17 protein-coding genes and 1 other RNA gene are annotated in these 18675 nt (G+C 38.6%); 7 read left to right on the plus strand and 11 right to left on the minus strand.

Going from position 1 to position 18675, the window contains the following annotated elements; all coding sequences use genetic code 11:
* Window positions 1-17 precede the first annotated feature (17 nt).
* Window positions 18-413, plus strand: a complete 396-nt coding sequence (ytxJ, locus tag J1G40_RS09940; RefSeq protein WP_265242479.1) for a bacillithiol system redox-active protein YtxJ — start codon at window positions 18-20, stop codon at window positions 411-413.
* A 36-nt stretch (window positions 414-449) separates the two neighbouring features.
* On the opposite strand, the gene J1G40_RS09945 is transcribed toward ytxJ, so the two are convergent.
* Window positions 450-1637 (minus strand): hypothetical protein, encoded by a 1188-nt coding sequence (locus J1G40_RS09945; protein WP_265242480.1) that lies wholly within the window; start codon window positions 1635-1637, stop codon window positions 450-452.
* 127 nt (window positions 1638-1764) lie between these two features.
* Window positions 1765-3048, minus strand: coding sequence for a fumarylacetoacetase (gene fahA, locus J1G40_RS09950; protein ID WP_265242481.1), 1284 nt, complete (start codon window positions 3046-3048; stop codon window positions 1765-1767).
* 111 nt (window positions 3049-3159) lie between these two features.
* On the opposite strand from fahA, the gene glyA reads away from it, so the two are divergent.
* Window positions 3160-4431, plus strand: coding sequence for a serine hydroxymethyltransferase (gene glyA / locus J1G40_RS09955; protein WP_265242482.1), 1272 nt, complete (start codon window positions 3160-3162; stop codon window positions 4429-4431).
* Window positions 4432-4487: 56 nt separating this feature from the next.
* Here the strand turns inward: glyA and J1G40_RS09960 are convergent, their stop codons facing one another.
* The 8 genes from J1G40_RS09960 to J1G40_RS09995 form a co-directional block, all read right to left on the minus strand.
* Window positions 4488-5159, minus strand: a complete 672-nt coding sequence (locus tag J1G40_RS09960) for a hypothetical protein (protein ID WP_265242483.1) — start codon at window positions 5157-5159, stop codon at window positions 4488-4490.
* Window positions 5160-5329: 170 nt separating this feature from the next.
* Window positions 5330-5998: a histidine kinase gene (locus tag J1G40_RS09965; RefSeq protein WP_265242484.1), complete on the minus strand. Its 669-nt coding sequence runs from the start codon at window positions 5996-5998 to the stop codon at window positions 5330-5332.
* Window positions 5999-6017: 19 nt separating this feature from the next.
* Complete coding sequence (locus tag J1G40_RS09970; RefSeq protein ID WP_265242485.1) at window positions 6018-8117, minus strand: tetratricopeptide repeat-containing sensor histidine kinase; 2100 nt, start codon at window positions 8115-8117, stop codon at window positions 6018-6020.
* Window positions 8118-8187: 70 nt separating this feature from the next.
* A complete protein-coding gene (locus tag J1G40_RS09975; RefSeq protein WP_265242486.1) occupies window positions 8188-8352 on the minus strand; it encodes a hypothetical protein in 165 nt (54 codons plus the stop codon).
* Between the two features lie 146 nt (window positions 8353-8498).
* Window positions 8499-9230 carry a LytR/AlgR family response regulator transcription factor gene (locus tag J1G40_RS09980; RefSeq protein ID WP_265242487.1) on the minus strand — a complete coding sequence of 244 codons (732 nt, stop codon included), beginning with the start codon at window positions 9228-9230 and terminating at the stop codon, window positions 8499-8501.
* Window positions 9231-9380: 150 nt separating this feature from the next.
* The gene (locus J1G40_RS09985) at window positions 9381-10883 is read right to left on the minus strand and encodes a hypothetical protein (RefSeq protein WP_265242488.1); all 1503 of its coding nucleotides are present in this window, start codon (window positions 10881-10883) and stop codon (window positions 9381-9383) included.
* 45 nt (window positions 10884-10928) lie between these two features.
* Window positions 10929-11330, minus strand: a complete 402-nt coding sequence (locus J1G40_RS09990; RefSeq protein ID WP_265242489.1) for an acyl-CoA thioesterase — start codon at window positions 11328-11330, stop codon at window positions 10929-10931.
* Complete coding sequence (locus J1G40_RS09995) at window positions 11327-12376, minus strand: glutaminyl-peptide cyclotransferase (RefSeq protein WP_265242490.1); 1050 nt, start codon at window positions 12374-12376, stop codon at window positions 11327-11329. Before J1G40_RS09995 ends, J1G40_RS09990 begins: the two co-directional genes overlap by 4 nt.
* A gap of 90 nt (window positions 12377-12466) precedes the next feature.
* Between J1G40_RS09995 and ffs the strand changes: the two genes are divergently transcribed.
* From ffs to fsa, 3 genes are all read left to right on the plus strand, one after another.
* Window positions 12467-12565, plus strand: an RNA gene (gene ffs / locus J1G40_RS10000) — signal recognition particle sRNA small type.
* 119 nt (window positions 12566-12684) lie between these two features.
* The gene (locus tag J1G40_RS10005; RefSeq protein ID WP_265242491.1) at window positions 12685-13494 is read left to right on the plus strand and encodes an SDR family oxidoreductase; all 810 of its coding nucleotides are present in this window, start codon (window positions 12685-12687) and stop codon (window positions 13492-13494) included.
* Window positions 13495-13561: 67 nt separating this feature from the next.
* Window positions 13562-14215 carry a fructose-6-phosphate aldolase gene (gene fsa, locus J1G40_RS10010; RefSeq protein ID WP_265242492.1) on the plus strand — a complete coding sequence of 218 codons (654 nt, stop codon included), beginning with the start codon at window positions 13562-13564 and terminating at the stop codon, window positions 14213-14215.
* Between the two features lie 71 nt (window positions 14216-14286).
* Here fsa and J1G40_RS10015 read toward each other — a convergent pair whose 3' ends face one another.
* Window positions 14287-15666 carry a peroxiredoxin family protein gene (locus J1G40_RS10015; protein ID WP_265242493.1) on the minus strand — a complete coding sequence of 460 codons (1380 nt, stop codon included), beginning with the start codon at window positions 15664-15666 and terminating at the stop codon, window positions 14287-14289.
* 175 nt (window positions 15667-15841) lie between these two features.
* On the opposite strand from J1G40_RS10015, the gene J1G40_RS10020 reads away from it, so the two are divergent.
* The gene (locus tag J1G40_RS10020) at window positions 15842-17470 is read left to right on the plus strand and encodes an ABC-F family ATP-binding cassette domain-containing protein (protein WP_265242494.1); all 1629 of its coding nucleotides are present in this window, start codon (window positions 15842-15844) and stop codon (window positions 17468-17470) included.
* A 27-nt stretch (window positions 17471-17497) separates the two neighbouring features.
* Window positions 17498-18637: a hypothetical protein gene (locus J1G40_RS10025; RefSeq protein ID WP_265242495.1), complete on the plus strand. Its 1140-nt coding sequence runs from the start codon at window positions 17498-17500 to the stop codon at window positions 18635-18637.
* Window positions 18638-18675 lie beyond the last annotated feature (38 nt).

An 18675-nucleotide genomic window follows, 5' to 3' on the forward strand; every position in this document is an offset into this window, starting at 1 on the left:
TGGGTAATAGTAATAAAATGGGAATATTCAGTTCAATATTTGGAAATAGTAGTTCAGGGGAAAACAATGATAATGGCAAGGCTGCCTGGATATCATTAAATAGTTTAGATCAATTAGAAGAGATCGAGAAAATGTCAGAAGACCGGCCTCAGTTTATATTTAAACACTCTACAAGCTGTGGTATAAGTGGTATGGTACTTAGAATGTTTAAACAAAGTTATAGTCTGGAACCGAAAGCGGCAGATTTGTATTATCTTGATTTACATGCTTATCGGCAAATATCAAATAAAGTAGCAGAGAAATTTGGGGTTTATCATCAATCACCACAGTTACTGGTGATTAAAAACGGAGAGGTAGTGGCGCACAATTCTCATGGGGGTATTTCTGAAATGGCTCTGGAAAATTATATTTAAAAAAAAGCCCCGGCTTTTGGGCCGGGGCTTTTTAATTTAGTTGAACTTATGCCTGATAATAATATTCTTCAGACGAGATTTTAAATCTTCCCCTGCATCATAAACCATTTGCTCGTTTGAGGGAAATGGTACTGCAGCAAGATTTAACAGGGAAACCAAATTGTTATCCAACGCTCTTTTATCGCCATTATAATTGGCATAAATATGCTCAAAAATAAATTCACTGGATAATGGGTATGAATTCACTGCTTGTTTCGTTTTCAAGTCTATGTACTGAACGTTACCAACAACCTGAGCGGCCTTGTGCTGTGTAAACTGATAAAAATTACACCTTACGGTTTTTAAACGATCAATTTTAATCTCATTTCCAAGGCTATCCTTCACCAGGTTACCATTTTCGTCTTCAAGGTATTCATATCCGTCCTTGATTTGTTTCTCTTTTATAAGCTGTTTTTCACTTATTTGTTCAGGAGTAATGTTAATGTTTCTGAAGGCTACCTGCATCTCATAATCATAATCTATATTCTTAAGAGGATTTGCATGATACTCTGTCCATAGATCATTAAGACCATATGTATTAAAATTCAACAATTCTTCTTCCAGACGCTCAGGAACAATCTGGTCTGTATCATTAACTACATTCACCTTAACATAATCCAATCCCTTTATGTGGGCCAGTTCCATCTTTTCTTTAGTGTCGCTGAAACCCGGGTTGATTTCTTCCAGATACTTAAAATCTTCATAGGCATTCCTATAGTCAAATTTACTAGAGGCATTGGCCAGTAGATTATTGGCATTGCTATACAAATAATCTGATAATTCCTCTTTTGAAGCAAGGATATCCTCGTCATAATTGTTGAAAGAAAATCTGGCGTTTCTGTTTTCATCAAATATTTGCAAGGGCAATAAGGGTCTAATACGTTCCTGAATATTTTTAAGCTGACTATAAGAAGTATAGATTGCTTCTAAATTAGCCGGATTCCCATCATTTTTTAAAAAAGAGATATTCTGTAATTCTCTTTCAGTATTTTTCTGAAATGCTTCTTCTAAAATTAAGATATAAGGCTGATGGCTCTTTTTATTCTTGTTATCGGAAATATTTCGCAGGGCATTATTGATTGCACTGGTGTAATTACCTGTGTTTACTGCTTCTTGGGTCTTTTTGACCCCTCCGCAAGCGATCAAAAAAACCAATATCGAACTATAAAGTAGTGTTTTTTTCATGACGTTATCTTTTATGATTTTGTTGGTTAAATCCAATAGCTGTGCCAAAATGGACTTTTAACATAACGCAAAACGACTATCTATCGTATAAGTTCGATGAAATCCTTTATATGAATGTATTTTTACCTTATTCTGTAGTTAAAGCGGGTAGTAGTTTAGTGGATACCTCACCGAATCCTATCCGTAAGCCGTCTTTCTCACAAAACCCTTTCAAAGTAACGGTGTCCAGGTCATTGATAGACTTTCTTAATTCCCCATTGCTTAGCGTAATGGGTTGTGTTCCCTGCCATGCTAACTCTAACATGGAGCCATAGGAATCGGGGGTAGCCCCGGAAATAGTACCACTCCCCATCATATCCCCGCTGTTTACTTTACAGCCGTTCACCGTATGATGAGTTAATTGTTGTGCCATTGTCCAGTACATATGCCTGAAATTGGATCGGGTAACCGTGGTAGGTTCTCCTTTATCGGGTGTAATGGCCACCTCAAGATGTATGTCATAGCTTTTATCACCCTTTTGTTGCAAATAGGGTAGTGGTTCAGGATCCTGAGCTGGACTAGGGACACGAAAAGGAGTCAGGGCATCCAGGGTGACTATCCAGGGAGATATGGAAGAAGCAAAGTTTTTCGCCAGGAAGGGGCCAAGGGGTACATATTCCCATTTCTGCATATCCCTGGCACTCCAATCGTTGAAAAGCACCAGCCCAAAAATATAATCCTCTGCCTCTTCAATAGGAATGGGCTCACCCATAATATTGGCATCAGTAGTGATGAAAGCCATTTCCAATTCAAAATCAACCATTTTGGAGGCGCCGTATACCGGGCTCGTACTTCCTTTTGGAAGCGTTTGCCCCATTGGCCTTCTTATAGGCGTTCCACTGGGAATAATGGTAGAGCTTCTCCCGTGATAACCTACCGGTATATGTAACCAATTGGGCAACAGGGCATTTTCCGGATCGCGAAACATCTTGCCTACATTAGTAGCGTGTTCCTTACTGGAATAAAAATCGGTATAATCCCCAATTTGAACAGGAAGTTGCATTTCTACTTCATCCATGGTAAACAATACAATTTTCTGATGTTCCTTATTGCCTTGTAGTTCCGGATTTCCACTGTCAAAAATTTCGCTAATACGGTTTCTCACCAATCGCCAGGTTTTTTTTCCATCGGATATAAAATCGTTTAAGGTGTCCTGTAGAAATATGTCATCGGTAAGCGGAATATCTTTAAAATAACCTAATTGATGCAGTGCGCCCAGATCTATGGCCTGATCTCCAATCCTTGTACCAATGGTGATTACATCATCTCTTGTCAGGAAAACTCCAAAAGGGATATTTTGAATAGGGAAATCAGAATTTTGAGGTACGGGAATCCAGGAAGTTTTGTGCGGATCATTAGATTTTTCGGGCATAACAGTATTGTTAATTTTCGTTTGATAAATTCCTGATCAAATATATTATTTTCTTCTTATTAAAGGTATTCAATTTGTACTTTTACCGATCATTTAACAGAATTGAAAACTATGCAACGCGACCATGAAATTTTTGACCTTATAGAAGAGGAAAAAGAAAGACAAATCAACGGTATTGAACTTATAGCCTCCGAAAATTTTACCAGTGAGGCGGTAATGGAGGCTGCCGGATCTGTTTTAACTAATAAGTATGCTGAAGGATATCCGGGAAAAAGGTATTATGGAGGATGCGAAGTTGTGGATAAAATAGAACAGTTAGCCATAGACAGGGCCAAAGAATTGTTTGGTGCTGTTTATGTTAATGTGCAGCCCCACTCGGGATCGCAAGCTAATTCTGCTGTTTTTCATGCCTGCCTTAGCCCGGGAGATACCATTCTTGGTTTCGATCTTTCGCATGGTGGCCATTTAACTCATGGTTCTCCGGTTAATTTTTCGGGCAAGCTGTATAATCCTGTTTTTTATGGGGTTGAGGAGGCTACCGGGGTATTGAATTATGACAAAATTCAGGAAATAGCTAATAAGGAGAAGCCTAAATTAATCATTGCCGGTGCTTCTGCCTATAGCAGGGATATGGATTTTAAAAGGTTTCGTGAAATTGCCGATAGTGTGAACGCCTTATTGCTTGCCGACATTGCTCATCCTGCTGGGTTAATAGCCAAGGGGATATTAAACGATCCTCTTCCTCATTGTCATGTGGTAACTACAACCACTCATAAGACCCTTAGAGGGCCCAGGGGAGGAATGATTATGATGGGGACAGATTTTGAAAACCCATTTGGCATCCGATTGAAAAACGGAAACTTAAGAAAGATGTCTTCGCTGTTGGATCTTGCCGTTTTCCCTGGGAATCAGGGAGGACCATTAGAACATATTATTGCCGCCAAGGCCATAGCCTTTGGTGAAGCCTTGTCTGATAATTTCCTTCATTATCAGTTGCAGGTCAAGAAAAATGCCGCGGCCATGGCAGCCGCCTTTGTAGATAAGGGATATAAAATTATTTCCGGAGGAACAGATAATCATATGATGCTTATAGATCTGAGAAATAAGAATATAACTGGCAAAGATGCTGAAAAAGCCCTGGTAAATGCGGATATTACAGCAAATAAAAACATGGTTCCTTTTGATGATAAATCTCCTTTTGTTACTTCCGGAATTCGCTTGGGAACTGCTGCAATTACCACCAGGGGGCTCTTAGAGGATGAAATGGCAACAATTGTTGATTTCATAGATGAGGTGCTTACCAATCCTGAGGATGACAGCGTCTGTAATTCGGTAAAATTGCGTGTGAATAAATTAATGGGTCACAGACCTTTATTTAAATAATAAGAGTGCCGTAAATGGAAAACCAATAGCCCTAAATACTGGTTTTCCATTGTAAATCAATGATTTAGCATGTACAAGTCGCCAGAAATAATAGATTTGTTGCAAAGATCATAGATCACGGCATCTTCTTCCGAGTCGAAATATAAACCCCAGAAAGCAAAGTAGTCCTTTTTGCTGCTATTTCCAGAATTTATATTGTTGAGCCTGTCGTCATTTTCGGGAAAATCTTCTTCGAAGACCGGGATGTAAATTTCGTAAGGAGCCTCAGTTAGTCCTTTTGTGAGGTGTACATAATTTTCAGCTATGGTTTTTATGATATTACCCAACTGCTCCTGAATACTATTGTGATATATTTTTTTAATAATAATTAAGGAATCGTCCAGCATAATTGTAAGTTCCTCAATATCTATAGGTAAAGTATTAAGTCGTTGTAATTCTATAAGCGAATTGGAAAACGCTGTTGCCACAGCAGTGGATTCATAATCCTCTGAGATTGCTCCCCAGGTACCTTTTTGAGCATGAAACAGGACTTCTACCAGTTCTATTTTACACTTCATCTCAATAACCAATTTCGCAAATTGCGTATTAGGAGAGCAATTAAAAATGCTTACTTCGGAAAAATGTTCTTTCTCCAAACTGCGTTTAAATGCGTCTAACCCTATAATTTGAGGGTTGCTGTCTAATTTCAGTTTGAGATTACTTTTAAAGTTGTTTTGATCTATCCGCATGCGTCACCATAGTATTAAAATACACTTCTATGGTAAAATTAACGTTAATAGCTTACAGCTCACTATATAAAAACCATAGAATTATTATGGTTTTTATTTTTTTTTTTGATGGTCTGTTGACTTCTAAAGAGGTTGGGAAGTGCCAAGGTAAAAGGATATATCAGAAAATATTATATAAATCCCCTTTTTCTCGACTCGGTAATCAGGGCCTGATCGTTTTGCTTTTCAACCCCAAATAGCATTTTCAATTGCCTTTTTCTATTCTCAATACCGGGTAGAGAAAGTGAGATATGGTTCACCATATCCTTTGTTTTAGTGCCTATGGAAAGGTAATATAGAATTTTTCTGTCGTTGTCGTCCAGGTGAATATTGTTCGCCATTCGCTTTCGAATAGCCTTCAAGGCCTTCTGTGTATAATAGGGTGGATTGTCTATGACCGTTCGTACCATGGTTTGAAGGCTTAGTTGGTCTATTTCGGACTTTACCATATAGCCTTCAGGGTCTACACTTTCCAGGATACTATTAATTCGGTAGTTATCGCTGAACGAGGACATAAATACAATTTTGGACGTTGGAGATACTTCTCTGGCAAAAATTCCCAATTCTTCTCCCGTTTGCTGAGGTTCTTCAGTGATCTGGGACAGTTGAATATCCAAAAGGATAATGGTAAATGGAATATTCTTGGCTGCATCCTGGATCTTTTGTTTGGCTTCATCAAAGGTTTTGGCCGTATCCATTTGGACGCTGAAGTTTTCAAATTTCGAATCTTCCAGAATAAACTTGTACCCAAGAGTAGTCATTTCATGATCGTCTACCGCTAAAATTTTAACTACATCCATATCTTCTGCAGTGCGCTTATTATTTGTCCTTAGACACTAATTCTTTTTCCAAAGGAGATGTCGAATATACTAAAGGAATTTTAATTGTAACCAGGGTTCCATCTCCTTTCGCAGAATTCACGGACCAGCTACCATTTATTTTTTCTACCCTGGAGCTGATATTTTTATGACCGATACCTTTTTTCCCTTTTTTGGGATCAAAACCTTTGCCGTCATCTTCTATTTGCACAAGCAGTACTTCCCCTTCTGCCGTAATATCCAGGAAAATGTTCTTTGCCGATGCATGTTTAACACAATTCATTAAACATTCCTGTATAATCCTGTAGAGGTTGATAGTAATATCTGCAGACAGGTTATCCCAATCTATTTGTTCTTCATAGGTGAAACTGTGCTCTAAAGCAGCAGAATTTCCAACTGAGGTTAACAGTTCCTGGATAGAGATAATAAAGTTATGAAATTTTTGGTAGGCCGCATCGCTCAATTCATGGGAAATAGTTCGTATCTCTTCCTGTACCTCCTGCAATTTAGAAATTGCGGATGATCTCATGGCAATAGCGTTTTCGTCTGTTTTTTGGTTAAGGCCCATAAGAATCATGCGGGCTCCATTCATTTCTCCAAGAACCCCGTCATGTAGTTCTTCCGAAATCCGTTTTTGTTCAGATTTTTTTCCTTCCTCTATTTTTTGATTTTGAGCCATCATGAGACTAAAAATCTCGTTATTGGCTTCTTGCTGCTGCTGCTGAAATTTCAGTTTTTGATTCCTGATTCTTTGGGAAATAATTATAAAGATCAAAAGTGCTAAAAGAAATACCCCTAAAGCAATGCCGATCCACAACTGATTTTGTCTGGCTAAGACCAGATTTTCTGCTTCAACTTCTTCGGTTTCGAACTGTATGCGGGCAAACTTGTTTCGGACTTGCCGTTCTGCTTTCAACAGGCTATCGTTTAAATCGAAGTAATGAAGGCTAAATTCGGCCGAATTCCCGGGGTTTATTTTAGGAATCAAGGCCAGAGTTTCCAATAACCGGTCATTATTTTGGCTCAACTCTGCAAACTTTTTGGCTTCTAATGCATGGTGCTGAGCCCTGCCCGAATCTTTCCTGGCCAGATAAAATTCAGCCAGGTAATAATTGCTACCGGCAAGACCTTCAAGATCGTTCTCATTATTTCTAATATGAAGCGCTTGTTTAAATTCACTTTCAATATTTTCAGGGTCACCTGCTTTAAATTTACAATACGCCCAATTATTTAATGCCCTGGCATATAACTTCGGAGTTTTAAATTGCAGGCTATCAGTGGATAGCGTCCTTATAAAATTCGTTTTTGCTTCTTCAAAATTACCAAGTTCCCGGTGAACAACCCCAATATTGTTATACATTGCCAATTGAGTTGTGTTACTTCCCTCAATTTTTTGGAGATACTCAATTGCTGTATTATAATATTCCAAAGCCCGTTCATATTCTCCCAAATCCTTGGTTACTACTCCTAAAAGGTTAAAACAGCGGTATAGCATGGCATAATCCTCTAATGGTTTTAGAAACTCAATAGCCCTTATCGCGTTGCTTTCACTGCCAGTATAATCCTTTACTCTTGCTTGTAATCGGGCAATGTCATATAAAGTAATCCCGGCTTCCTCCTCCTGTCTAATGGATATGAAAATTTTTTGTGCATTGTTTAAGTAGAAAAAGGCACTGTCTTTTAAATTTTCACGGTTAAAGAATGTACCCAGGTCCCAATCGGTAATTCCTATCCTTAAAGAGTCGTTTAATGCTCGCGCGAGTTTCCTGGTTTGCCTATTGGATTGCCGGAATTGAAGGGAATCCTGCAGGTCCAGAAAATTCCACTGAATCTTAGTAAGTTGACGGATTTTAGGAGTGTCATCTTGTTTCTTCTGTACCAGTGAATAGGCCTTATCCAAATAACGTCGCCGGTCATCAACGGAATTGGTGTTATTCTGAGACTGGTCAATAAATAAATCAACACTATCAGTTTGGGTGGCTGCATTGTCATACCGGCCCGCATTAGACTTGTTTTTACAGGAAAGAGTACAGCACAAAACCACACAAAAAAGAACCGTGAATATTGAAAAACAGGAGTAAAAATTTCTCTTTTCAGTCATTACATACAAGATAGAAAAAAAGCCTTAAATGAAATATTTAAGGCAATTGGTTTTATCGTTGTTATAGGGCTTATCTTCCGCCGCTACCTCCACTTGGTGGAAGATAATCATCATCGCTGGCAGACTTGTCTAATTTGTATAGGGCATCTGTCTCGTCAACAGTATTTTCTGGTTCGCATGAAATCATTCCTAAACTAAAAATTGCAATTGCTAATACACTTAGTACCTTTTTCATCTTCTTCTGTTTTTGGGATTATTTGTTTTGATTTGTTGTTCTGTAGCTAAACTAAGAAGGAGTACCCAAGGGTATTGTGTAAAAGAAAATGTTTTAGTAGATGAACAGCCTTTAGGAGTAATTATACTGTTTCTGTGAGAATTTACTTAATTAAAGGAGGTAATTGTGTTTTTCGCAAGCAGTGTTTTAAGGTTATCTATGTTTTGCTTGTACGTTTTAGAAAAGGGGAGTTGCGTCTTTCCGGATTTCAAGGCACAAATAGCCTTGCCGTAATTTATCCTGGAAACATAATGCGTATTTAGAATATAACTCTGGTGAATTCTGATAAAATTATCAGGGAGTTGTTGTTCAAAGCTCTTTAAGGTCTTAAATGCGCTTATGGTTCGGCCATCGCGCATAATAAAATCCGTTGCATTATTATCGGCCTTTAGATAAAGGATATCTGCAGTTTCCAGGTATTGAAAATCCTTATACGATTTTAAGCAGAGTGTTTGAGAAACTACCTCTTTCGGCATGTTTTTGCGCAGCTTCAGAATGGTTTTCCTGATATCAAATTCGCTGTATGGCATTAACCAATAATCGAAGAAGTTATTCTTGAGTGCCTCATACGCGTATTCCTTGCCCCTGGAAATCCCAATAACCAATGGTAATTCTTTGACATATTGGTGCAATTGAGTTACCATATGAAAATATTCGTATGCCGTTTCGTTGAGATTAACAAAAACTAAGTCCGGGAGGTGTTTAAGGATGGCATCCAGGCCGTCATGGCTATTTCTAGCCTGGGCTACACATAAAAAATCCCCGTAGTCTTCCAGATAATGCTCCAATTGGAGCTGGGAAGTGGCTTCAGAATCTATGATGGTATAGGTGTAGTCCAATTCAACTTAATTTGAGGTACAAAGTAGTAATACAAAATGAGAAAGTACTATATATTTACCATAGAATTATTAAGGTTTTTGTTATAAATCGTTGAAAATGAACTAGATTGAAGGAAATTTCTTTCAAAAATGAAATCTACTACGAACAAATTATTGTACTAGAAATTCGATTGCGCCAATATCCGGGGTTTCGGTTCTGTCCGTTCCAAAAATATCCAGGGGTACCAAGGCTGCCGCATCAGTGTCTGCAATATCTATGGCAAATGAAGATGAGCCTATTCTAAAATCGCTATTTGCAGTGTCGAGAAAGTTGGTATCTTCGTTGAGAATCAGGGTGTTGTAGTAGTCCGGATTGGTAAAATCGTAAAGTGGGTTATCTGCAAACTGATTGTTAAGATCCCGAAATTTCAACATAGAATTTTTAAATGTAAAGTTAAATGTCGCGCCTTCCATGGTGTTTAAAGATAGTTCCCTGGAGATGTTTCCATCTATGATGCAATTTGTAAAATTAGCAGCGATTAAATCACCAGTCTGTATTTCATTATTACCGTCGGTTTCAAAGTTACTGAGCTCCAGGGCTGTACCACTTCTAAAACCATTGCTCCAGTAGTTGGCAATTGTAGTATGAATAAATGAATACTCCCCGCCAAGAGAGCATTTAAGGGATGTATTTCCGGCATTGCCCAGGATAACGTTTTCGGCCTGAATCTCGGATTGTCTGGCCCAGATATTTATTGTGGCACTATTGTGTATCTGACTATTTTTTATGGTAAGCGTTGGGATGGCGGATACTGAAAGTCCCTCTACCAGCATCCCAAGGGTGGCATTCTTAACGGTAAGATGATCAATTACATTGTTTAAACTACCCTGAGAAAGCCAAATTGTTCCCCATTGTCCCGGAACCTCGGAGAGCGCCGTTTCTAATCTGTCGCCTTCAAAGATTACCTCGTTTTCCATGATCTCCGGATTGGTACTCAGACTTCCGTTAACTTGCAGAGTACCTCCCTGACCTATTAGCATCCCGGAATCTTTATGAAAGTGGACCCGGGTGCCTGCCTCGATGGTAAGAATTTTATTTTCGGCCACAGCAGCATAACCATAAATTACATAGGGTTTTTCATTATTGAAATTCAGTTGGTTATCCTGAAGGATAAAACCTTCAATTCTTATTTCATTGCCTTCTTCATCCAGCCCGAGAAACAGCGTTTCTTTACTGCCATCTGCCAATACCGAAGGATAAAGAAATACAGCATCTTTTATAAGAGTTACGATAGGGACTTGCTGTAAATTGCTCCCAGAATCGAACTGTAGCAAGTCTGTATACAGAAATTCGTTTTGATTTGTCGGGGCAATGTCATAAGTAGTTTCGACAAAAATAAAAATACTGTCCTGGGCTAAGATGGGAATGTCTTCAAATGATTTACCGGGAATGCCATCAACATTCAGGCGGTAACTACTAGCTTCTCCTTGTGCTAATGCAATGGTCGGGATTAATATATCGTCCCGGCTTCTGTTATAAACTTTAAGGGTATAGGTGCTACTTCCGATATTTGTAAATACAGTATCCAGAAATACAGTATCCTTAGAAAACTCTAGTCTGCCGGTACTAAAACCGTATTCAAAATCTTTTCTGCACGAACTCCAGAATATCATGAGTAGAACAATAGGAAGTAAACAGAAGTATGAGCGCATGTTTTTCTAACTCTCCTTATCGGCAAATATTGCGCTGATCTCCCCTGAAATGCGCATTGGGCGAAAAGTTTTGGGGTCTAACAAGCACCAGGTAGTTTTAGATTCAAGAAGTAGTTCCCCGGTTTGCTCATTTCTCATCTCAACCACCCTGTGTGAAGTTGCCCCTTTAGTGGCAGCTATATAGGTTTTAAGAGTAATTACATCTCCTAATTTAGCAGCACCTTTATACGTGATATTGTGGTTTTGAACAACCCATATTACGGCATTATTCAACTTTTCGGGAACACTTTTTTCCCAATGCTCTTTAGATATATCCTGAATCCACTGCACATATCTTACATTGTTAACATGATCAAGATCGTCCAGGTCTGCCTTTTTTACTGTTATTTTCTTTATAAATGGTTTCATGGGGCCTTTTTCTTTATCTGAACCTCAAATAATTTATCCCAATATTTCCCGGTAACAAAAAAAGTTTTTCTTTCCGGATGATAGGCCACCCCGTTTAATACCGCATCTGTATCGTTTGGTTTTTTAGTTTTGTTTTTTAATCCTCCAAAATTAATTACACCCTCTATTGCCCCGCTGCCCGAATCTATTATCATCATACTTTCTTTTTGCCAAACATTAGCATAAAGTTTCCCGTCTACGTATTCCAGTTCATTGGCCTTGTTAAAAATAGATTTATTGGTAACTGTTTGTATAAAACCCTCTTCTACAAGTGTTTCAGGATTAAGCAACCATATTTTCTCGGTACCATCACTTTTAAAAAGTATTTCGCCGTTATTACAGAGCCCCCATCCTTCTTTACTTTGACCGTATTGAAAACTATCTGTTTTTTTAAAACTTTCCAGATCGTAAACAAAGCCAATTTTACTGCGCCAGGTCAGTTGAAAAATTTTTCCATTGAGAATGGTAATCCCTTCACCAAAAAAATTGTTTTCCAGATCTATCTTAGCCAGGACCTCACCAGTTTTATAATCTACTTTTCGCAGAGATGAATTGCCGTTTTTACCAGTTCCCTCATATAAAGTATCGTTATAAAACTCTAAGCCCTGAGTATAAGCAGACGTATCGTGGGGAAACTCATTTAATATTTCATAGGTATATATCTCAGGGGCTTTATCTGCCAGCACCTTTATCTTTCTGGAAATATCTACTGTTTGACCTTCGAAATTTATTCTGGCATTAAGTACCTTGTTTCCCAGTTTTGCAACATCCAGTGTTATCTGATTATTTGTAGCATCCAGTTCTTTGCCGTCAATAGAAAAAGTAACTTCGTCTATTGTTTTATCTGCCTTATTGCTGATGTCAACAGCGATAGTTTGGTTGACCTGAAATTGTTTTTTGTTACCATCAATTCGGATATCGAAAAAACGGCTGGGATCCTTTTCTCCACCACAGGCTAATACAAAAAGAACAATGCTGCTGTATGCAATAAATTTGAGGGAATTCATAGGTTTTTTTCACTTTGAAAAGCAAGGTAATTCAATAAATTTAGAATCTAAAATATTGCCTTAAAATTAAAAGGGTTGTATATTTGCAGTTGGCAAGTCCTACACGACCAGCTCCTGCAGAATCCCCCAGGGTGGGAACGCAGCAAGGGTATGCGGTCGTAGCGGTGCGATGTAGGTAGCTTGCCTTTTTTTGTACCTGCTATTCAACAACAAAAATCGTATTAAGTTTAGTGCTTTCAATGGCCATGTAATAATCCGCACAGGTCCGATTTCCATTCTCACAGTTTTATTTGTTTATTTGTGCAATTATGGAACAAAGGGTTGTATTGATCACGGGAGGATCTTCTGGAATTGGCAAGGCCATCGGAACTTATTTAAAAGCTAAAGGCTTTAAGGTCTATGGCACTACAAGGAGCAAGCATAATTATCCTGGTTTTAATGACTTTAATCTTCTTGAGCTCGATGTATGTGAACCCCCAACCATAAAAACTGCTGTTGAAGAAGTTATTTCCAGGGAGGGTCAGATAGATATCCTTATCAATAACGCGGGTATTGGTATTACCGGGCCCATAGAAGAAACACCGCATAAGGAAATACTAAAGGCATTTGAGACCAATTTACACGGCCCAATTCATGTAATTAAGGCAGTGCTTCCTTATATGAGACGGCGGGGATCTGGCCTGATTATCAATATAACATCTATTGCCGGTTATATGGGTTTGCCTTACCGTGGAATTTACTCTTCAAGTAAAGGAGCTCTTGGACTGATCACTGAAGCCCTGAGAATGGAAACTAAAAGTTTTGGCGTTCATATCACCAATTTGGCACCTGGAGATTTTGCCACAAATATAGCTGCAGGGAGATATCATTCGCCAATCGGCGAAGTATCACCCTATAAAGAAGGATATGGAAACACACTTCAAATGATCAATGAACATGTAGATAAGGGTGGCGATCCGGACATGGTGGCCAGGAAAGTACTTCAGATTATCAGGACCAGGAAGCCAAAGGTACATTATAAAGTAGGTAGTCCGATGCAGAAATTCTCATTGGTATTAAAGCGGTTATTGCCCGATAAAGTGTATGAACGCCTGCTATTAAACCATTATAAGTTGTAGTTTTGTGTACCGTTAAGAAGCTTAACAAAAACAAAGAATAAATTGTACTAATTAACAGGAGAAGCATATGAAATTTTTTATTGATACTGCAAATTTGGACCAAATACGTGAGGCACAGGAACTTGGTGTTTTGGACGGGGTAACCACCAATCCGTCATTGATGGCCAAAGAAGGCATTAGTGGACGAAATAATATTTTAAAGCACTACGTGGACATTTGTAATATTGTAGACGGAGATGTTTCTGCCGAAGTGATTGCAACAGACATTGATGGGATGATTAAAGAAGGTGAGGAGCTTGCAGAATTACATGAGCAGATTGTTGTTAAAGTACCGATGATTAGAGACGGGGTAAAAGCGCTTAAATACTTTTCAGATAAAGGGATAAGAACCAATTGTACCTTAGTGTTCTCTCCGGGGCAGGCTTTATTAGCTGCAAAAGCGGGAGCAAATTATGTCTCTCCTTTCCTGGGAAGACTGGATGATATTTCTACCGATGGTCTTAATCTGATTGCCGAGATCCGACTTATATATGACAACTACGGATTTGAAACACAGATACTTGCAGCATCTATAAGACATACTATGCACGTAATTGATTGTGCAAAATTGGGAGCAGATGTTATGACCGGGCCCTTGTCTTCAATTGATGGCCTGTTAAAACATCCACTGACAGATATTGGCCTGGAAAAATTTCTGGCTGATTATAAGAAAGGGAACTAGAAATAACGATTGCAAAAAAAACCCGGTAATCCATTCTATAGATTACCGGGTTTTTATTTTCTAATCTGTATTTAGAAGGAAGACCATACGTTGGCAAAAGCATCAACGATAACACCATCTTTGCATATGATGCTTTTATTTGCATCGTAAACAACAAGGGTATGAGAAGCTTCCTCAAAATCTTCCGTCCAGAACTGCTCGTCCTTGTCTAAGCCGCTTGTTTCAACGATCGACTTCCAACGCAATTTGTCGGTTCTCATGTTTAAACCGATAAAGGTATATTCCGGATGCTCTTTCTTTAATTTGGCTATTCGTTTAGTGATATTCCTAAAGTGCTTCTGTTCTGCTCCTGACCAGAAGTAGAAAACCACATTTTTATTTGCAGTAATTTCTTTTAAAGACACCTTCTGATCATCAGTAGTATGCACAATAAAGTCTGGTAGTTCTTTTTCGGGCTGCATTTTTTTGATCCCTTCATACAGATTGGTAATTTCATCCATATGTCTGTTGTTCCCAGAGCGATCTTTAAATTCAGCTATAAAAGCGTGTATATTCTCTTCCTGATCTGGTTTAAGTAAATAGTTGACTGCAAAATGTCTGAACAAATTATCTCTTAATTCTGCTTGCTTAATCAGACTATCTGTAAGTTTTAACTTATGCCTGTTATAGTGCAGTTGGTTAGAAGCTATATTCATGTCTCCTCCGCAGTTGTCCTTACATTCCATATAGGCCAAATTTCCAAGATGGTAGATCATGAAATTATAATAGGGCCTTAAATAGGTAAGATCCTCATCCTTATAATTTATTTGTTTTCTGTAATCATAGAAATCTTTTGGAAGATGGTGTATGTCTTTTTCACCTTTGTTCCTCTTGTGGTAAAATGGATAGGCCTCTCTGGAGATATATGATTCGTAATTAATATTGGCCTTGGCTATATTGTATGCACATTCCGAAAGTTGCGTTTCTTTTGCAAGTGACTCTAAGGCCTGAAGTTTAGTTGCTCTTAATGAATCTGTCTTTGAAATAAACAAATTTGGTTCTAAATGGTAAAGAGAATAAACCATCTCTTTTTCATTTTCGTGAACCAGAAACATCTCAATTAAAAAATTATTGACTTCTTCGCCAATTCCAGAAAAAACCAGAGATTCATCAAACTCAATTGTATTGAGCCTTAATTGAATGCTATCGCCTTTTCCAAGGTACACAAACTGATATTCAGGATAATGATAGAAATGATGAAGCCCGGGCCGGACAGAATCCAGTTTAATACTAAACCTGTTGCTCTCATCTAGTAATGCAGAATCAATAACCACATCTCCCCGGTAAAGGACGATATGATCACTGGTGGGATTTACAATTTCCCCGGCAAAAAATACAGTTGGTGACTCCTTTTTCTCTTCGTCACATGCCATCAGCAAGAAAAGTGAGAGACAAAATAAAAATTTATTCATATAAATATATCTGCCATATCGAAGCAAATCTAGTCAAACCTGAATCTTCGCGCTGTTAATAGGGCGTTAAAAAATCCTAACAGAAGTTAAACCTTCGTTCAAAAGAACTGTTATTAAGTTTATTGGTTCAACAGTTTGTTTTCGCTATTTTTGCAAAAAATTTAAAGGCACGTATATGTTAGCTGTTTCAAATTTATCGGTACAATTTGGTAAGAGGGTTTTGTTTGATGAGGTAAATGTAAGTTTTACCCAGGGAAATTGTTATGGGGTAATAGGGGCCAATGGCGCCGGGAAATCAACTTTCCTTAGAATACTTTCAGGCCAGATTGAAGCAACTTCAGGGCAAATAAACCTGGAACCCGGAAAAAGAATGTCTGTTTTGGAACAGGACCATAATGCTTATGATCAGCACACTGTTCTTGAGGCCGTCGTAATGGGCAATAAGACACTATTTTCGATCAAGACAGAAATAGATGCCCTTTATGCGGACTATTCGGATGAAAATGCAGATAAAATTGGAGAGTTGCAGGTGACATTTGAAGAAATGAATGGATGGAACGCTGATAGCGATGCTGCCGCTCTTTTATCTAACCTTGGTATTTCTGAAGGGTTGCACTATTCGCTTATGTCTGATATTGATTCCAAACTCAAGGTGAGGGTTCTTTTAGCTCAGGCCTTATTTGGAAACCCGGATGTACTGGTGATGGATGAACCTACCAACGATCTGGATTATGAGACGATCAACTGGTTGGAAAATTTCTTGGCAGATTACGAAAACACAGTAATTGTAGTTTCGCACGACAGGCATTTTCTTGATGCAGTTTGTACGCATATTGCTGATATAGATTTTGGAAAGATCAATCTGTATTCCGGCAATTATACATTTTGGTATGAAAGCAGTCAGCTCGCAGCCAGACAAAGGGCTCAGCAAAACAGGAAAGCCGAAGAAAAGGCAAAAGAATTGCAAGAATTTATTCAGCGATTTAGTGCCAATGTAGCCAAAAGTAAACAGGCCACTTCAAGGAAAAAAATGCTGGCAAAGCTCAATATCGCAGATATAAAACCTTCTAGCAGGAGATATCCGGCAATTATTTTTGAAAGAGAACGGGAAGCAGGGGATCAAATCCTTAATGTGGACAAACTTTCTACAACTTCTGAAGATGGTGATTTATTATTCAGGAATGCCAGTATCAATTTGGCGAAAGGTGATAAGGTAGCAGTGATCTCAAGAGATTCCAGGGCAACCACTGCCTTTTACGAAATAATAAATGGCAACCGCAAAGCGGACAGTGGTTCATTTCAATGGGGAATCACCACAGCGCAATCTTATTTGCCTGCAGATAATTCTTCCTTTTTTAATGATAATAGCAATTTGGTAGATTGGCTCAGACAATGGGCGAAGACCGAAGAAGAACGCGAAGAGGTCTATATCCGCGGCTTTTTAGGGAAAATGTTATTTAGTGGTGAAGAAGCCTTGAAAAAGTGTACAGTACTCTCCGGGGGAGAAAAAGTAAGATGCATGCTTAGCAGAATGATGATGTTAAGAGCAAACGTACTGATGCTTGATGAACCTACCAATCATCTGGACCTGGAAAGTATTACCGCATTTAACAACTCACTAAAGAATTTTAAGGGGACTGTTTTGTTTACTACACACGACCACCAATTTGCTCAGACAGTGGCAAATAGGATTATAGAACTGACTCCAAAAGATACTATAGACAGATATTTGACGTTTGATGAATATATGTCCGATAAAGCTATCAAGGAGCAAAGAGAAAAAATGTATTCGATTCCTGCGTAGTAGTGTTGGACCCCAAATCCCAATGCTATGAATACCTACAGACTGTGCTTTGTACTAATGGCTGTTTTGGCCCTCAGTTGCACTAAAACTGAGAATTCTACCCCTATAGACGATGAAGGCCCAAATGCAGATGCTGATTATTCCGTGCTTATTGCGCATAATGGGGCGCTTTCTGAGACCTTACTTAATGCTAATGCCGAGGTTATTACTAAGGATCCGGTCAGTAGCCCTTTCCAAAGCATTACTTTACCCGAACATAGCTACCGAGATGGGTATAATATAAGTTGGTACACCACAAACCCGGATTGTACAGGGGAACTCACAAAAGTTGATTTTAGTAGTTATGCTACGAAACAAATAGCAGTTTTTGAAGATTTACTCAACTGTGAATTGGTTGTGAAGTCTATAACGCATTCTGACAATTCAATGTTCCTGGCCTATGCTGTACCAGGTACTGGGGTTGAGGATACCAGTTATTTTATTAGAACTGTTGATGCCAGCTCGGAAGAAATTACATTTACAGATATTGAACTGGAGCTTGAACCTGTACAAATTGTCTTTGCTCTGAATAAAGTATTTATTCTTTCATTGGATGCCGATGAAGAAGACAAGTTTGCTCTGATTGTCTTTGATACAAATAGTGGAACCTTGGTTCATGAATTAAATCTGGATTATAGTGCCCAGAGAATATTTAAGACCGTTGATAATAATATTATGGTGAGCTATCCGGAATTGCACCTGGTCATCCATAGCAGTTCTATGGCAGTTACGGAAACAGTGCGCTATAATGAAGGCTTGGAGCCTAAATTTGGATATTCTGAAGTTTCCGTATTCGGTCCGGCCGGGAATTTATACTACCCAATGCCTACCAATTTGGATGAAACTGATTATCCCAATATTCCGGGAGTATATGATTTTTCTACAAATACTGCAGTACTATACTATTTTGAAAATTTCCTTACAGCATCTGAGCGGCAGTTCGAATTTGAAATTGGGGATACTACTATGGTATCTTATGATACCGCCAATAACTTAATTCTTATAGGGTATCAAAAATCGAGCGACAGCAATAAGGGAGGATTGTTGAGGATTAAGCCAATTCCGGAACCAGCATTTATTGATAATATTGACCTGGACGGCGTTCCGAAGCAGATTTTCATAAACTAAATCCGCTGCTTCAAGGTCAGGAAGAAGCAAGCAAGAAA

Origin of the sequence: Muriicola sp. Z0-33, from assembly GCF_026126425.1 — a bacterium.
Taxonomy (GTDB): domain Bacteria; phylum Bacteroidota; class Bacteroidia; order Flavobacteriales; family Flavobacteriaceae; genus JAFMPW01.

Bases quoted from the DNA above. Each gene is read 5' to 3' on its own strand.
- ytxJ (WP_265242479.1), top strand. From the start codon at position 18: ATGGGAATATTCAGTTCAATATTTGGAAATAGTAGTTCAGGGGAAAAC.
- J1G40_RS09945 (WP_265242480.1), bottom strand. From the start codon at position 1,637: ATGAAAAAAACACTACTTTATAGTTCGATATTGGTTTTTTTGATCGCT.
- fahA (WP_265242481.1), bottom strand. From the start codon at position 3,048: ATGCCCGAAAAATCTAATGATCCGCACAAAACTTCCTGGATTCCCGTA.
- glyA (WP_265242482.1), top strand. From the start codon at position 3,160: ATGCAACGCGACCATGAAATTTTTGACCTTATAGAAGAGGAAAAAGAA.
- J1G40_RS09960 (WP_265242483.1), bottom strand. From the start codon at position 5,159: ATGCGGATAGATCAAAACAACTTTAAAAGTAATCTCAAACTGAAATTA.
- J1G40_RS09965 (WP_265242484.1), bottom strand. From the start codon at position 5,998: ATGGATGTAGTTAAAATTTTAGCGGTAGACGATCATGAAATGACTACT.
- J1G40_RS09970 (WP_265242485.1), bottom strand. From the start codon at position 8,117: ATGACTGAAAAGAGAAATTTTTACTCCTGTTTTTCAATATTCACGGTT.
- J1G40_RS09975 (WP_265242486.1), bottom strand. From the start codon at position 8,352: ATGAAAAAGGTACTAAGTGTATTAGCAATTGCAATTTTTAGTTTAGGA.
- J1G40_RS09985 (WP_265242488.1), bottom strand. From the start codon at position 10,883: ATGATATTCTGGAGTTCGTGCAGAAAAGATTTTGAATACGGTTTTAGT.
- J1G40_RS09990 (WP_265242489.1), bottom strand. From the start codon at position 11,330: ATGAAACCATTTATAAAGAAAATAACAGTAAAAAAGGCAGACCTGGAC.
- J1G40_RS09995 (WP_265242490.1), bottom strand. From the start codon at position 12,376: ATGAATTCCCTCAAATTTATTGCATACAGCAGCATTGTTCTTTTTGTA.
- J1G40_RS10005 (WP_265242491.1), top strand. From the start codon at position 12,685: ATGGAACAAAGGGTTGTATTGATCACGGGAGGATCTTCTGGAATTGGC.
- fsa (WP_265242492.1), top strand. From the start codon at position 13,562: ATGAAATTTTTTATTGATACTGCAAATTTGGACCAAATACGTGAGGCA.
- J1G40_RS10015 (WP_265242493.1), bottom strand. From the start codon at position 15,666: ATGAATAAATTTTTATTTTGTCTCTCACTTTTCTTGCTGATGGCATGT.
- J1G40_RS10020 (WP_265242494.1), top strand. From the start codon at position 15,842: ATGTTAGCTGTTTCAAATTTATCGGTACAATTTGGTAAGAGGGTTTTG.
- J1G40_RS10025 (WP_265242495.1), top strand. From the start codon at position 17,498: ATGAATACCTACAGACTGTGCTTTGTACTAATGGCTGTTTTGGCCCTC.